This is a genomic window from Bacillus sp. MC1252 (genome assembly GCF_056838025.1).
Window position 1 is genome coordinate 2,994,371 of the sequence record NZ_CM166369.1, and the last position, 15,405, is coordinate 3,009,775.

Here is a 15,405-nt window from a genome sequence, read left to right on the forward strand (position 1 = left end):
ACGGGCGTTTTCCTTATGATGACGCCTCTTATTTTCACTACTTTTTGCTTTCTCGAGGAAACGTTCATGAGAATTAAAAAAAGATGTATGAAGATGGTGGGAGTCTAGCAGAAGGTCAAGTTTACACAAAAGAATTATTAATGCAACTTGATGACTCTGGCGGCACTTTTAACCTGCAAGCATGGCATGATTTAGATAAAAACTTCTTTCGCCTGAACATACTTACAACCGGATCAGAAAATTTATCATCTGAACAGGGAATGAGGAATACATTAGCTGTGCTCCACATACTGGGGATTGACTTTAAACACTTAAATGATTTTTCAAATAATGATAAAGAGTCACTTAGTATAATTGACGGTGATTACTCTGTTCAATTAACTAAAATTCCTAGCACGTCATTAATATTAAATATTGAACCTAAATAAATTCTTAGGTGTAGCAATATGCTTAAAATTATTAAATCCCCTCCAAATCAACTTGAAGGGGATTTAATGTGCATTTATAACCGAACATATATTCTCTATTTACAGGAGGATAACCTCGTGACTGACCTTGAAAGGAAATTAGATCTGTAGAAAAAATATCATATGACATAAATTCCTAAAAATATTAATACTTTACATAACAGAGGTGATCAACTAAAGTTAAATCAAAGATAATGTTATGGATTTTTTATTCATAACTTCTTTTCTAAAAAAGAAATGGAGATGAATAACGAATGAAAACAAAAAAAATATTTAAATGTGCATTCTTCTCAGTATTTTTTTTACTTCTAATGTCTTCTTTTAAACCACAAGATGTATACGCCGATAGTGATGCATACACTCAGTTAAAACACCGATGGTCTGATATGTCGTATGATTTGCGCAATGGAAATAATCTAACCATTGAATATCCGAATTTCTCAAAGCCTCGTTATTTTAATAGCTCAGATGAATACTACAAAGAGTATGTACAAGGTTATTTTGCTTCTCAACCAATAGATTGGCATGTAGCAGCATGGATGGATAATCAATTTGTAAAAAGCATCGGAGATCCAATACAGACTAGTACTAAAAATGTTATAGCTACAGAGGAGGTTCTCACTAATAACACAAATAAACCACGAGAATTATTAACTCCAGAACGATCTTTTACAAGAACATATTCTACAGTTTTAACTCATACGAACAATGCCGATTTCGGATTGAAGTCTACCTCAGAGTTTAAAATCCCTTTAGTTGGTGGTACAAAAACAGAAATATCTGCAGTATATAAGTACGGAGAATCTAAATCACAAACAACAACTGAAAGTAATACTATTAAAATACCATCTCAAAAAATAACCGTTGATTCTGGACAGAGTATTAAAGTTACTTATCTAATTACTGAAGGTGAGGCAGTAGGTAAATTAGGGTTTTACGGCACACTTAAAGGCTGGACTCCTAATGGTATGGCCTATTTCTCACCAAATAAAGGTGAGGTTCCATTTAATTTTATGAAAATCGGTGACTGGTTCCTAACAAAAGGAAAGAGTGAATATAATGGATGGTCTTATAATGCACCTGATGAAATGAACTATAAGATTGATGATGGTACTTATAATGCGAGTTATTATTCTTCAAGTCAGTTAGATATTACTGATATAGATACTAATCAAACAACTAGAATTAATGTGCCAGCGATCATAAAAACTAATTAGTAGCGGCCACCGCACATGCGCAAGGATAAATTGCATGTGAAAAAGAAGTCTATAAAATTATAGACTTCTTTTTCTGTGTGTTTATTTATTTTCACTAATTAGTCTTAGCGTGGGTTTTATGTCATTCGGTTGGCTAGACCCTTATATATATGGAGGTGAAGCAGTAGCTGAATTCTCGTATGAACGTTCAGGAGAACAAATGAAAGCCGATAAAGTATCTTCTTTAAAGTGACCCTTCAAGTTGTAGGGTTTTTTATTAACATTTATAATCGAACATACATTTTTTTTATAGGAGGGTAGCCCCGTGACCGATCTTGAAAGGAAGCTTTACCGAATCATCTATAATATGAGCCGGTTCCGCAAGAACCCAACAATGGATCACCTTAAAACGAAAACAGGTAAAAATGAACCAGCAATCCGTAAGGCTGTTAAAAACCTGATGTCTAGAAATGAATTAGAATGGGATAAAGAGAAGAAGGAATGGCGGTTTAAATAAAAAAGACCTCCATCGCATAGTTGCGGAGAGGTTATGTTAACTATTTAGTCTTAATACTTCTCAGAAAAACACTTCTGTTCTCTGTTGCATTTGTCAGCATAGTCGCATTTTCATTGAGCCTTTGTACCAATGCATCCTTAGCTTTTCCTTCAAATGAAGAGAGTAAAGCAACATACACTTCAGCTACAACCTGTTGTGCTGAAGAAAAATCTGATGCGTTTTTTGTGTCTTCTTTTAGATTCTGACAATGAGTTTTTAAACTTGAACCCACAATGTTTTTTAATTCCTCATTCTGTTGTAATCGTCTGTAAAACTCATCTGCATCCATATTAACTCCATATGGCAATTTAAATCCTCCTTACAACCGTAACCATCTTGCTAATTCATTATCCTTATCTTTTAAATCCTCCGCCATTTTCACAATAAACTCACTAATATCCTCTAAATCTCTAATCAAATAATGAAGAGAAGCCTCAGTTTGATACTGTTCTTCTGAGTCATAAAATGCTGCTCCATCTTTCACAAAAGGGGCGTGAAACAATATAGCTTTATCAACGTCACTTGGATCTAGATCCTTGAATTCTCCTAACCTCTTTCCGCAAATAGATTTTACGTCATAAACCATTTTGCTGTGATCATGAGGGAATTGTTCAATTGCTTGTTTTTTTGTTTTTAAGTCTTCGATAGCTGCCTGTAATCGATGAGCTAATTCTTTTGCATATTTGGCATCCACTTTGATGGTTTGTCCATTCATACCAGAATAAGATGAGAACGATTCGATATTCTGGTTATAAACACCTTTGCTTCCTTCCACACTTTTGATATTACCATTCTTATCAAATGTAAAGTTCGAATCGTTTAAACTATGAGTATCCGGATCTTTGGCGAATGCTTGGCCATAGAAGGAAGTAATCAAATTTCCTAAAACCCCAGGAACACCAAGCGGTGACACAAACCGATCTATACGCTCTCTTCGTGATTGACTGGGATCTTTCGTATAAATTGTCGTTCCGTTGTGTCGATCATATTCTAATAACCAACCTGAACCCACCATATCATCGGGATTAATGATGGCTTTATGATACAAATCAAATTCGCCGTTTCTGATTTTCTTCTGTGTTTCTTCATCATGCAGCTTAACAATGGAAGGGTTGTTAAAGGCTACACTGTAAACATTATTGTTTACACCAGCGTATTCCGCATCTGCCCCTCCAAGTGAGTGACCCGTTGTCGAAATAACTGTATTAGTGCCAGCATACTTTTTTACTTCATTGGCGACGAGCTTATCACCTTGGTCAAATTGAGATGTCTTAGTGACAATTTTGTAATCTCCACTTTTCATCAACATGGCCTGTTCCATACTACCGTTATACTTGGTAATCGCTTTAGAGTTTTCAGGTGCCTCTTTTTTCATTATGTATTTGACTTTCTTTTTCGGGTCTTTACCCATTACCACGTTGCCGCCATCTCCACTTATCACATCAGCTTTGATTTGTTCCTGATTTGTTCCTTGAAAACCTACGACAACATTCTCAGGCTCTTTGGGTTTAACCCATTTACCTTCTTTTTTCTTGGCTTGGACAAATACGTAAACATCTAGCCCTGTGTCCGGGTCTTTTTTGATTTTATCTATGATGTATCGTTTTCCTGAATTAATCTTCACGGGTATGTTTTTCGAGAAATGTTTTTTCAAATACTCATCTCGATATGTTAGTTGACTAATACTATAATAATCCTGGTCAGATATATTAGGGGTCTTGGTCTTCTTGCTCATGTACATTGACACACTCCTCATGTAAAATAAGCACTGAAAGGATGGTCTTATGAAAAAATACATTATTATCCTGTTGTCAGCAATCATCATTATAACACTTGGAGGAATATACATGAAACACCAATATGATGAAAAGCAAGAAAAAGTTAAGACTGCAGAACTAGAATTATTTGATAAAGCTAAAATACGAATGACTAATTTCATAAATGCTAACTATGAAGGAATAGATAAAATTGAGTTCTCCGAAAAATATGAAATAGACCCAATGGGTGGTATTAATGCAGAGGGGTATTTGAATGGTAACAAAGAAAAAGAGTTTTGGGGGATTTATGACAAATCAAATGATACTATAACATCGTCTTATGTTGATGCTAAAGAAAAGCCTGAATGCGAAGATAAAGTATGCGAATATTAAAAAGAGGATAAATCATAAAATAAATCAAGCCCCTATCCGTTAAGGACAGGGGTTTAATTGTTATCATTTCTATAGTCGTATGTCTATAGATTTTTATTTTAATAGCTTTTCGAGGGCTGCTTGAGTCTTTGGACCATAGATGCCATCAGCCACAAGACCATGCATCAATTGGAATCGTTTGACCGCATTTGCTGTTTTTGGACCATAGTATCCGTCAATCCCGTTGTTTTTTGCACCTTTGTCTGGATGCCGCTAGAGCTTGCTGTACGGCTTTTACTCCTGCTCCCTTTGTCAAAGGCTTTGTTAATAACCTTCACGCGCTTTACGCCATCGGCTATTATATCCGCGACGTGCTGATGATTCACGGTGCAGATCGTATGAAGGCTTCGATGACTTATGCTGCTGGCAATATCCTTCGCGTGTTAGTTGAGGAAATCCAGGTTCATTGCATGGTTTTAATGGTTTTTTCATGATTTCACCCCAAAATAAAAAGCACCCCGAAGGATGCTAGGGTGTATTTTTGTATTCTCTATAGCGTTGTTCAATTCTTTTCTCTTCTTCAATCAACTTTTCAAATATGTATCTGCACTCTTTCAACTCTTTGTATATGTCCATTTCAAAGTTATAATTTTCAAGTTGTTGTGGGTCAGGAAATAATCTCTGGAAATTTCTAATTAATAATACTAAATTGTAATCTAGATATTTGTATACAATGTCTTCTTGTTCCCTAAGAACTCTTATAAATCCAAAAACATGACTTTCAATAACCTTCTCCTTATCAGCTTGATTAGTTTGAGGGTTTTTTAAATAATTCAATGTACTGTCTATAGGTTTTAAGAGATTTATTAAATTATTAATTTTGACCAAGGTTTCTGTCACAGTGCTCATAAAAACTTCTTTTTCTCATTGCTGAATTTGACGTCTAACACCTAAATATGTAATTCCCCCACCTATGATCGCTCCCACGAAAGCAATTAATCCAGCCCAGATAGTCTCTTTATCTTTAAAAAATAAATTTAAAATTCCGCAGTAGATAAGTACATCTGCGATGAATATAGATAAAATGATGAATATTAGTATGGTGTCTTTAGAATTTAGTTTCATCTCTTCCCTCCTGCCGTTTATATCGGCAAGAAATAAGTATATTTTGCTAAATAAAAAGCGACCTTCACAATGGAAGCCGCTCTCATTTATCACCTAATACCATCATAACCGCTTTGAAACAAAATGCTTTGCCAAGATCGTGCCAAAAGTGTGCCATTTTTATATAAGTATTATTTTTCACACTCAATTTATTCCTAAACTTTCAAGTGTAAATTTTAGAGCCAATTTTTTAATAACTTCTAGCGATACTGAATTGAATTTTTCACCAAAGTGATTCTTAACTCTTTTGAAAACAGTATCATCTCTCATACTATCTAATAATTCATGGCCTTGATATTAAGACTTCTAGCTTTCCAACAGAAATATTGATCAATTCCTAAATCTTTACCTTCAAGCATTCCAGCTTCTGATAGTAATTTAACATGATAACTAACTTCTACTGGATCTTTATTTTCAATTTCTATGGATATCCAATCATTAGGATTTTCATCCTCTTCTAATTTTATTAATATCTCTCGAATTAAATCCATATCTCTTTTCATCGTAACCTCCCCGTTACAATTAAATATCGGTATAGATTGACTAATTCAAAGTGTTTGCAAACTTTGTCGAACGAAAAAGCGCCCTCCAAAAGGGAAGCCGCTCTCAATTTATCACCTAATACCATCATAACCGCTCTCAGACATAATGCTTTGCCAAGATCATGCCAAAAGTGTGCCATTTTTATTTTTCTATCACGATAAATTTGCCATTAATATTGAAGTAATCAGCATTATTGGGTATATAATTATAATTGTCACCTATATAAATCTCAGGTCTTAAAGAAAACTTTTGAGTGATGCTCTCACCTTTTCTATTAGGATCATCAAATTTCAACTTAATAATTAAACTGAATAGGCTTATATCTTCGTAAATTGCTTTCATATTAATCATATATATATAAAATAACGGAAGATGTATATTAAGAGAACTATCTGAATAATCAAAAGGCATCACACACCCATAAAATTCTTTTTGTGAAGAAAACTCAAAACTATCACCCCTATTGATGTCTGGATAAAATTCCATGTGAGTTTTTCCATCCTGTTTATAAGTATGGAACAATTTACATCCATTATTTACATATGCATTCTCAGGTGAGTATGATTTTACAAAGTCTTCTATCCCCTCATACTCAAAACTCAGTTCAACATTTTCCGCTGGTAAATTCCCTATATTTCTTGCTTTTAAATAGAATTTCGATTTTTCCTTTTTAATAGGGATCGAATCTTCATCTACTATAAAATCTTTTCCACAATCCATAGAGAATGTACTTTTAAAATCTTTGTGGGAGATATTCAATTTGACCCTTCTGTTTTGTTTAATTTCATTAATAGCTATTTGATTACTTTTCTTAGCTTGAATTGCAGCACGAGCTGTATATATTGCAGCTATTAATCCACCAGCAGTAGAAACTATCTGAATAACCGACTCTAAACTCATTTATTTTCCTCCGTTAATATTTTTAATTAAAGTCCGAATTGATCCATCTCCTCGTTCATTTTCTTTAATTTTTCCAAACTTCTTCTCTTAGCTTCTTCGCTTTGAAAAGCTTCATTGAACCTCGAAGTTTGATAAGTATATGTCTTTTCAATGTTGAATTTAGGTTTCAATATATTGATTATGTAAGTTTCATAGATGTCTCTTTCTGTTTCGTCATCGCAGAAGAAACCACTCACTTCGTAGAAGTTATGAGTCACATCTTTTAGCGATGTTGTCCCTGCGAAATGGCCCTTCACTCTGCCTCTCAATTCCTTTGCCTTACCAACATACAAAACGTCATCGTTACATCCAAAGATGATATATATCCCGCTCTGATTCGGGATGTTGTGCAGTTCATCCTTTTTGAAACTGAATATCATTTGAGGAATTTCGATCTTGATAGACATCAATATTTCTCTCCTTCTCACTACACCATAACATATAGTGTGTTGTACTCGTAGAATCGCTGAATTCCTTGTCTCTAAATCCCTTTAATGACTGCACTCTTTGATATTTTTTGGTGCAGATATATCTAAAAAATTATATCTTAAACTTCATCATTGCGGAATCCATGTTGTCTTGGTTGTTGATTCCAATGTATCTCAATGTAATATCTGGGCTGGCATGATTGAATATTTCTTGCAGCATAGCCACATCCTTTGTCTGTTTATAAAAGTGGTAGCCGAAGGTCTTCCTTAATGTGTGCGTGCCTATTTCAGTAATGTTCACTTGTTCAGCCGCTTCTCTAAGAATGCGATATGCCACCGATCTATCTATAGCTTTGTTTTCCCCTTGCCTGCTTTTGATCACGTATGATGCGCCTTTTAGATCCTTAGCATAGGCAATCAATTCATTTCTAACTGATGGCGGTATACGAATTCTCTTTTGCTTCTTTGTTTTTGTTTCTCTGAGGATCAAATGTGTTTTCAGCAAATCTTCTTTTTTGATCTTGAGGATATCAGATATCTTCAAGCCGGTACTGATCCCCAATATGAACAATATATAATTTCTTCTATTTTTCCTTTTTAGATAAGCCTTCATTTGCTCCACTTTGTCAAAGTCTCTTATCGGCTGAACAAAATTCATGACTTGCCCCCCTTGTACACTTCTTCTCTAAGTGCGAAGGCTAAACGGTAAAAGGCTTTATTCTTGAATCGGTAATAGTTCCGCTGGCTTAGACCCATTTCTGCATAAATTTCATAATCAAACATTTTTTCATCCTGCATATAGAGCATTACCAAGATGCGGCGCTCTTTTTGCGTAAGGCGATTAATTGCACGCTGAATCCGTTTCATGAATTGATCACGCTTGATTTCCCAATCCATTTTTTTAAGGGCTGCTTCTTCGGTGGATGAGTGGAATTGGTTCGAAAAATTCGATGGTGTAATTGTATAAGTTGTTGTGATCTTTGGAAGAAAATCTTCTGGCGTTTGAAGCATTAATATTTTGTATTTTTCAAGCAACGTTTCAATTTTTTCTTTCGTTCTTTCTTCATCAATCTGCGGGATTTCCAAACTTATCTGATTCATGTTTGCTCCTTTCCGACAAATAAAAACGGACACCAACCAGCACCCGTAAAAGGTGTTGATCAGTGTCCGCAGGCTCTCCGTCTCGGACTTATTTAGTTTTTGTGATTCTTTTCTTTGAAATTCCAGTAAGTAATACCTGTCACTTTATCTGCATCTTCGTAAGAATAAGATTGTTTAATAACTTTCGATAAAACTATACGTTCATCTCCCTCAAATACATAGAAAGTTTCGTCGACGTACTTTTTTAACGAATTCTTTTTGTGTTCGTAAACCTTTAAAGCTTCTTCTATTTCATCAAATAAGCCAACAAGTCCTTCTTCATGATCATAAACCATCCATAGATCATCATTTTTGTTTATCACTTCATTTAACCTCCGTCCTCGACTAATTAGAGTCATCTTTAGTAGGAGAAGATTTATTGGCTGAAAAATTTGAAATATTTAATGTACCAGCATCAATACCCATTAATTGAAAAGCTAATTGGGCTTGCACTAATGAACGTAATTTTTCATCTTGAATATTATCTGCTAATGCTATTGCTCCTTTTCTTTTATAATCCTCTGTAACACTATCATGGTATTCTTTTACACGAATTCGAAGTTTTTGTGATTCTTTTAAAAACATAAGTGAAATCCCTTCAAAAATTAAACTTCCAACAATGCTAATAGTACTACAAACTGTTTTCTCTGAGCCAGAAGCAAAAATAATTAGACCTATTAAAAGAATAAATCCAACAATAGACATGATTAAACCAACATAGAACTGCATATTCGAATGAACATGAGCTTGTTGTTGGAATTTTATCATTCTTTCTTCTAATTCCTCATGTGGTTTTTTATTCGTTACTACTTTGTGTCAGATTCACAAAATCTTGCTGATTTTGCTGCTCTTGTTGCTCTTGTTGCTCTTGTTGCTCTTGTTGCTCTTGTTGCTCTTTACCATATTTTGTTTTCTGCTCTTTTAGAAGTTCATATTCCATCATTGTCCGGATGTATCTTGATTCATGTTTATGCCTTGCATTAGTAGTACTTATGAAAAAAATAATGATCCCGAGAAGAGTTATAGACATTACTAGCGCCGATAAAATGGAAATTTGTTAGAGGTGAAATGATGCCTGTATACAAGGATAAGAAAACCAATACATATTACTTTGCAAAAAGAATCACTTTAAGTGATGGAACAAAAAAACAAGTAAAGCGCAGAGGCTTTAAAAAAAAGAAAGATGCTCAAGAGGCAGAAGCAGAGTTACTACTCGGTTACAATGATGAAAAAGTAGCCCAGATTACTTTTCAAGAAGCTGCTCAATCTTATTTTGACTGGTATCAAGCTCGACGAAAAAAGTCATCAATTCAGGTGATTAAAAACATCATCTTCAACCACCTAGTACATGAATTTGGACAAATGGAAATAAAGAAAATTTCTCCAAGGCATGTAATGCTTTATCAAAATAAAATCATTAATAAATATGCTCCTGATTTTCTTAAAAAAATCCATTCTACCTTATCAGCTGTATTCAACTTTTCAGCGAAGTATCATGGTACTGAGAATAATCCAGCGAAAGTCGTTGGTAATTTTGAAGTGACTGTTAATAAAAGGTTGAATTACTGGGAGTTTGAAGAGTTTAAAACATTTATAAGTGTGGTGGAGGATCCATTGTATAAGCATTATTTTCCACGCTTTATTTTAGTGGAGCGAGAAAAGGAGAGTTACTCGCCTTAACATGGGCTGATGTCAATTTTGAAGAAAATTATATAGACATTAATAAGACGGAGTATAATAGAGAAATTACCCCTCCAAAAACAGCTGCATCTATTAGAATTATTTTGATGCCAAATCAAGTAATGGATCTATTAAAAGGCATAAAAAAAGACGCTGAAAAAATAGCGCCAGTTAAAAATAATTATAGAGTTTTTGGAACGTTTTACGATAGTATAGCTACCAGCACTATCGACAGACGTTATGCAAAATATTTAAAAGAATCGAATGTCAGAAAGATTATTATTCACGAATTCAGACATTCCCATGCCTCATATTTAATAAATAAGACCTGCGTGCTGGCAAATCGTTTAGGTCACTCAGATGTTGCAGAAACACTAAACACTTATAGCCACCTATACCCTTCCAAACAAAAGGAAGTTGTAGCTTTCATGGAAGAAGAAATTTTCTAAAATGATGCCAAAATGATGCCAGACCAGTATCAAGGGCTTTCAAACCCTTGATACGACTGCATTCTAAAAGTTTTGATGGAGACGGTGGGAGTCGAACCCACGTCCAGAGACATCGATTACTTAAGCGTCTACGAGCGTAGTCAACATATTTACGTGTTCACTCATCCGCATGCCTGCTGACGGGCGCTTGGAGAGCTAGTCTGATGAATCTCTTCTTACGTCCTCAGACGGAAACGTAAGCGTAGCCTACTTCATTGGGCTCCTCACAGACACATAGGCAATGTCAGGAAGAGCTCGCTGCGCTTATTAGGCAGCTAGTGCTAAGTTTTGGTTAAAACTTTTAGTTTTGCCAGTTACATTTAGTGCGTGTTAACGAGATCGCCTCTCGGCTCGCAGCTCAAGCTCGAACCGCCCCTGTCGAATCCGTAACGTCCCCTTGTAAAAGGGATATACGGGATGGAAACGTTCAGCTTAACTGCTTCCGTATATAACTATTATAACAATCTCATCGCCTGAAACAACTGGTGGTTTCTGTAAGAACTGCGATGATTGTTTATTGTATATCATATTGTAGCATAGTGTTCATGCGATCAGCAAGCCATCTGCACAAACACTAAAATTGCTTTTGTCGATCACGGAAGGCACGGTCGATTTCACGTTTTGCATCTTTTTTCTTCAGATCTTCACGTTTATCGTATTTCTTTTTCCCTTTACCGATTCCGATCAGCACTTTGGCAAAGCCATTCTTCAAATATAATTTAATAGGAACTAGTGAGTAGCCCTCTTCCTTTGTGGCACCAATCAATTTGCTAATTTGCTTGCGATGAAGCAGCAGCTTTCTCGTTCTTAGCGGATCATGGTTATAGCGGTTCCCCTGCTCGTATGGGCTGACATGCATGTTGTGAAGAAACACTTCTCCTCGTTCGATTTTGGCAAAGGAATCTTTTAAATTCACTTTTCCTGCACGAATCGACTTGATTTCAGTTCCTTGTAACACAAGGCCTGCTTCGTATGTTTCTTCTATAAAATAGTCATGATTTGCTTTTTTGTTTTGGGAAACAACCTTTCCCTCTCCCTTTGGCATTGGCGTACACCCTCCTTTTGACACAAACACAGTCCAAATCGTACGGATTATTTTATCAAACAATCCAGCTTTCGACAATGCTGACGCCATGTGGTCAAAAAGCAAATAGAGCGTGATGCCCTATTTGCTTTTTTGGCACGTTACTTTTTCTTTTTTCGCTTTTGTTTCGGTGCGTTATCAAATACGCGTTTTTTCTTTTTCTTCTTTTTTCGACCTGTGAACCAGTCGCCGCCTTTATCGTCTTTTGCCTTATCCCCAGACGCCTTCTGACCAACGCTCCCTTTTTTTGCTGGTGAATCTGTCCGTTTTTTGAACTTGAAATCTTTAGGTGATTTACGACGAGTGCCTTTCATCCCGACGATTTCAAAATCAATGGAGTGCTCATCTTTATTGACATTCACCACTTTGACAGTGATTTCGTCACCGATGCGATATACATTTCCTGTACGCTCACCGATCATAGCAAAATGCTGTTCATCAAAGCGATAGTAGTCGTCTGTCATGTAGCTGACATGGACGAGACCTTCTATCGTATTCGGCAGTTCAACGAATAGTCCGAAATTCGTCACGGAACTAATCATCCCATCAAATTCTTCACCGATTTTATCAAGCATGAACTCTGCCTTTTTCAGGTCATCTGTTTCACGCTCTGCATCGACGGACCGGCGTTCCATTGTAGACGCATGGTCTGCTATTTCTGGCAGCAGCTGTCCCCACTTTTCAAGGGTCGCTTCGTCTGTCTTTTTCTGAATCAAATAGGTTCTGATCAGTCTATGAACAATTAAATCAGGATATCGGCGGATCGGTGATGTGAAGTGCGTATAGAATTCCGTTGATAACCCAAAGTGCCCGATGCTTTCTGGATCATACTTCGCCTGTTTCATAGAGCGAAGCATGACGGTTTGAATGACTACTTCTTCTGGCTGATCTCGGACGGCATCCAGTACACTTTGAAGTGCACGCGGGTGAATGTTCGTCGACGTTCCTTTAACAATGTACCCAAATGTTGTCACGAATTCTAAAAAGCGCTGAAGCTTCTCAGGATTTGGTTCTTCGTGAATTCGGTAAATGAACGGTACATTCATCCAGTGGAAGTGCTCTGCAACCGTCTCGTTTGCGACAAGCATGAATTCTTCAATTAATTTCTCCGCGACTGAACGCTCTCGAATGATGACATCCTTTGCCGCTCCTTCATCATCAACAAGCACTTTCGCTTCCTTGAAGTCAAAGTCTACAGCTCCACGCTCCATCCGCTTGTCACGAAGGATTTCTGCAAGCTTCTCCATCTCTTGGAACATAGGAACAAGCGGCTCGTATTTCTCTAGAAGCTCTTCGTCTTGGTCCACTAAAATCTTATTCACATCTGAATACGTCATTCTCTCAGTTGTTTTGATCACACTTTGGAAAATCTCGTGTTTGACGACTTTCCCATTGCGATCAATGACCATTTCACAGGAAAGTGTGAGACGATCGACCTTCGGATTTAATGAACAAATGCCGTTTGATAGACGATGCGGAATCATCGGAATGACGCGGTCTACAAGATACACACTCGTCCCGCGCTCATAGGCTTCCTGATCAATCGGAGAATTTTCAGTGACATAATGAGAGACGTCTGCAATATGCACCCCTAGCTTATATTTACCATCATCCAGCTTTTGCACAGTGACCGCGTCATCTAAATCCTTCGCATCTGCACCGTCGATTGTCACAATCGTTTCGTTGCGCAGATCACGTCTGCCTTCCAGATCTTTTTCATCGATTGTTTCAGGTGTGTCTACCGCCTGCTGCAGCGCCTCTTCTGGGAACTCACCTGGCAGGCCGTGTTTATGAATGATCGACAAAATATCAATGCCTGGGTCATTTTTATGACCTAAAATTTCAGTCACTTCGCCCTCTGCACTCATTCTTCCTTCCGGATAGCTTGTCAGCGTCACAACGACTTTATGACCTTCTACCGCTCCGTTTTTGGCGGATTTCGGGATAAAGATATCGTGTGTGATCTTTTTATCATCAGGAATGACAAAACCAAAGCTTTTTGTTTCTGTATAGGTACCGACAACCGACTGAATATTCCGCTCCAGAATTCGGATGACTGTCCCTTCTTTTTTGGTGCCATTGGATTTATGGCTGACACGAACCATGACCGTATCGCCATTCATCGCTGTTCCAAGTTCTGTTGGCGGAATGAAAATATCATCCTGTCCAAACTCTTCAGGTGTCACAAAGGCAAATCCTTTCGCATGAGCGGACAGCTTTCCTTTCACCAAATTCATTTTTTCCGGTACACCGTAGCGATCACTGCGGGTACGGACGATAAGTCCCTGATCCTCTAATATCACAAGTGCTTTGATGAGCTCTTTATAATCATCAGCATTTGTAATTTCCATCATGACTTCTAATTCTTGTACTGTTAACGGTTTGTACGCCTCTTCTTGCATAAAAGCGAGTAATTCATTCATAAATTCTTCTTTTTGCACACTCTAACCCCCTATATATTTAAATTGACCAATCAAGTGATTCTAAGAATGCATACACATCCTGATGAACCTTCTCCCGCTCTTTATCAAGCGTGATGACATGGCCCGATTCTTCATACCATTTCAAATGTTTTTGATCTGTCTCTACTTCGTTATAAATGATATTTGCACTGTCTGTATTAATCATATGATCATGACGTGCCTGAACAACAAAAGTAGGTGAATAAATCATGTCAACATTGTTTCTTACATCTGCAATCAGCTCTTGCAGGCCCTTGAGTGTACCCATTGGTGTTTTCTTGAACTCTTCCATTTCCTGTTCAATTTGGTCCTCTGACTTACCCTCGAATTTTTTATAATTACGGGCATAATCTAGTACACCCTGGTACATGACGTCTTCACTTTTTATGTACATAGGTGCACACATAGGTACAATTCCCTTTACAGGTACAGTGTAACCTAATTTCAATGAAAAAACTCCTCCGAGGGACAGTCCGCAAACAGCAACCTCCTCATAGCCCTCATCTTTTAAAAATTGATACCCTTCTTCTACATCTTTCCACCAATCTATCGGGCCTGTATGAACAAGCTCTTCTGGCGGCACGCCGTGTCCTTTGTATTGAGGTGCATGACATGTATAACCTCTTTCATTCAGGTAACGGCCAAGCATTCGAACATCTGCTGTATTCCCAGTAAAACCGTGAAGAAGAAGCACCGCCTTTTCTCCACCTTTAAACGTAAATGGTTTTGGTGTAACAACTTTCATGATGTGACTTCCTTTCCTTCTGTTATGGTTTATATTTTCCACTTGTATGTATGAAACAAACACAAAAGAGTGCTGATACTAAAAAAAGGTCTGAAAAAAGATCAGACCTTCTGTTACTCGCTCTTTACACGCCTAAATATGCCAATGCAAGTGTTAATATGAAGAAAAGCACTGACAAAATGACCGTTAATCGGTGAAGAATCAAGTCAAGGCCTCTCGCTTTTTGCTTACCGAAAAGCTGCTCGGCTCCACCTGAAATAGCGCCTGACAGTCCAGCACTTTTACTTGATTGTAATAATACAACGATGATAAGTGCGATACTGACAATTACGAGTAATGTGATAACAAATGCGTGCATGAAAACACCTCCAGACAAACTGGTAC

20 protein-coding genes, 1 other RNA gene and 2 pseudogenes are annotated in these 15,405 nt (G+C 37.0%); 5 read left to right on the plus strand and 18 right to left on the minus strand.

Translation table 11 applies throughout. From position 1 onward, the window contains the following. The first annotated feature begins 83 nt into the window (after positions 1-83). The 3 genes from ACYH0L_RS15500 to ACYH0L_RS15510 all read left to right on the plus strand — a co-directional run bounded on the left by ACYH0L_RS15500 (position 84) and on the right by ACYH0L_RS15510 (position 2,180). Positions 84-428, plus strand: a complete 345-nt coding sequence (locus tag ACYH0L_RS15500) for a hypothetical protein (RefSeq protein WP_327924447.1) — start codon at positions 84-86, stop codon at positions 426-428. A gap of 293 nt (positions 429-721) precedes the next feature. Then, a complete protein-coding gene (locus tag ACYH0L_RS15505) occupies positions 722-1,684 on the plus strand; it encodes an ETX/MTX2 family pore-forming toxin (protein WP_327924445.1) in 963 nt (320 codons plus the stop codon). 304 nt (positions 1,685-1,988) lie between these two features. Continuing rightward, the gene (locus ACYH0L_RS15510; RefSeq protein WP_327924443.1) at positions 1,989-2,180 is read left to right on the plus strand and encodes a hypothetical protein; all 192 of its coding nucleotides are present in this window, start codon (positions 1,989-1,991) and stop codon (positions 2,178-2,180) included. Between the two features lie 40 nt (positions 2,181-2,220). On the opposite strand, the gene ACYH0L_RS15515 is transcribed toward ACYH0L_RS15510, so the two are convergent. Together ACYH0L_RS15515 and ACYH0L_RS15520 are read right to left on the minus strand one after the other, a co-directional pair. Beyond that, on the minus strand, positions 2,221-2,526 hold the full coding sequence (locus ACYH0L_RS15515; protein ID WP_282062883.1) for a hypothetical protein: 306 nt from the start codon (positions 2,524-2,526) through the stop codon (positions 2,221-2,223). Positions 2,527-2,538: 12 nt separating this feature from the next. Further along, positions 2,539-3,954, minus strand: a complete 1,416-nt coding sequence (locus tag ACYH0L_RS15520; RefSeq protein WP_482354149.1) for a lipase — start codon at positions 3,952-3,954, stop codon at positions 2,539-2,541. A 49-nt stretch (positions 3,955-4,003) separates the two neighbouring features. Here ACYH0L_RS15520 and ACYH0L_RS15525 point away from each other — a divergent pair, with 49 nt between their 5' ends. Beyond that, a complete protein-coding gene (locus ACYH0L_RS15525) occupies positions 4,004-4,369 on the plus strand; it encodes a DUF1433 domain-containing protein (protein ID WP_327924438.1) in 366 nt (121 codons plus the stop codon). A 93-nt stretch (positions 4,370-4,462) separates the two neighbouring features. Here the strand turns inward: ACYH0L_RS15525 and ACYH0L_RS15530 are convergent. The 11 genes and pseudogenes from ACYH0L_RS15530 to ACYH0L_RS15580 form a co-directional block, all read right to left on the minus strand. Next, a pseudogene (locus ACYH0L_RS15530) lies at positions 4,463-4,637 on the minus strand (peptidoglycan-binding domain-containing protein); the annotation flags it as partial. A gap of 239 nt (positions 4,638-4,876) precedes the next feature. Beyond that, positions 4,877-5,257, minus strand: coding sequence for a hypothetical protein (locus ACYH0L_RS15535; RefSeq protein WP_327924436.1), 381 nt, complete (start codon positions 5,255-5,257; stop codon positions 4,877-4,879). A gap of 15 nt (positions 5,258-5,272) precedes the next feature. After that, entirely contained in the window at positions 5,273-5,473 is a 201-nt protein-coding gene (locus ACYH0L_RS15540) for a hypothetical protein (RefSeq protein ID WP_327924434.1), read from the minus strand. A 314-nt stretch (positions 5,474-5,787) separates the two neighbouring features. Next, a complete protein-coding gene (locus ACYH0L_RS15545) occupies positions 5,788-6,015 on the minus strand; it encodes a DUF2513 domain-containing protein (RefSeq protein ID WP_327924432.1) in 228 nt (75 codons plus the stop codon). 181 nt (positions 6,016-6,196) lie between these two features. After that, positions 6,197-6,955, minus strand: coding sequence for a hypothetical protein (locus tag ACYH0L_RS15550; protein WP_327924431.1), 759 nt, complete (start codon positions 6,953-6,955; stop codon positions 6,197-6,199). Between the two features lie 26 nt (positions 6,956-6,981). Beyond that, positions 6,982-7,401, minus strand: a complete 420-nt coding sequence (locus ACYH0L_RS15555; protein WP_327924429.1) for a nucleotide excision repair endonuclease — start codon at positions 7,399-7,401, stop codon at positions 6,982-6,984. 133 nt (positions 7,402-7,534) lie between these two features. After that, positions 7,535-8,080 carry a tyrosine-type recombinase/integrase gene (locus ACYH0L_RS15560; protein ID WP_327924427.1) on the minus strand — a complete coding sequence of 182 codons (546 nt, stop codon included), beginning with the start codon at positions 8,078-8,080 and terminating at the stop codon, positions 7,535-7,537. Continuing rightward, positions 8,077-8,523: an ArpU family phage packaging/lysis transcriptional regulator gene (locus ACYH0L_RS15565; protein WP_327924426.1), complete on the minus strand. Its 447-nt coding sequence runs from the start codon at positions 8,521-8,523 to the stop codon at positions 8,077-8,079. Before ACYH0L_RS15565 ends, ACYH0L_RS15560 begins: the two co-directional genes overlap by 4 nt. Before the next feature lie 92 nt (positions 8,524-8,615). After that, positions 8,616-8,885 (minus strand): hypothetical protein, encoded by a 270-nt coding sequence (locus ACYH0L_RS15570; protein WP_327924425.1) that lies wholly within the window; start codon positions 8,883-8,885, stop codon positions 8,616-8,618. Positions 8,886-8,907: 22 nt separating this feature from the next. Beyond that, positions 8,908-9,330, minus strand: coding sequence for a TRADD-N-associated membrane domain-containing protein (locus ACYH0L_RS15575; RefSeq protein ID WP_327924424.1), 423 nt, complete (start codon positions 9,328-9,330; stop codon positions 8,908-8,910). A gap of 28 nt (positions 9,331-9,358) precedes the next feature. Then, positions 9,359-9,505: a hypothetical protein gene (locus ACYH0L_RS15580; protein WP_482354150.1), complete on the minus strand. Its 147-nt coding sequence runs from the start codon at positions 9,503-9,505 to the stop codon at positions 9,359-9,361. 128 nt (positions 9,506-9,633) lie between these two features. Between ACYH0L_RS15580 and ACYH0L_RS15585 the strand changes: the two are divergent. Next, positions 9,634-10,691, plus strand: a pseudogene (locus ACYH0L_RS15585) (tyrosine-type recombinase/integrase). Positions 10,692-10,764: 73 nt separating this feature from the next. Here the strand turns inward: ACYH0L_RS15585 and ssrA are convergent. The 5 genes from ssrA to secG form a co-directional block, all read right to left on the minus strand. After that, positions 10,765-11,127: a transfer-messenger RNA gene (ssrA, locus tag ACYH0L_RS15590) on the minus strand. Between the two features lie 177 nt (positions 11,128-11,304). Next, positions 11,305-11,775 carry an SsrA-binding protein SmpB gene (gene smpB / locus ACYH0L_RS15595; protein ID WP_099727916.1) on the minus strand — a complete coding sequence of 157 codons (471 nt, stop codon included), beginning with the start codon at positions 11,773-11,775 and terminating at the stop codon, positions 11,305-11,307. Between the two features lie 140 nt (positions 11,776-11,915). After that, a complete protein-coding gene (rnr, locus tag ACYH0L_RS15600) occupies positions 11,916-14,255 on the minus strand; it encodes a ribonuclease R (RefSeq protein ID WP_327924420.1) in 2,340 nt (779 codons plus the stop codon). 19 nt (positions 14,256-14,274) lie between these two features. Continuing rightward, complete coding sequence (locus tag ACYH0L_RS15605; RefSeq protein WP_099727918.1) at positions 14,275-15,021, minus strand: alpha/beta hydrolase; 747 nt, start codon at positions 15,019-15,021, stop codon at positions 14,275-14,277. 124 nt (positions 15,022-15,145) lie between these two features. Further along, entirely contained in the window at positions 15,146-15,379 is a 234-nt protein-coding gene (gene secG / locus ACYH0L_RS15610) for a preprotein translocase subunit SecG (protein ID WP_003212746.1), read from the minus strand. Positions 15,380-15,405 lie beyond the last annotated feature (26 nt).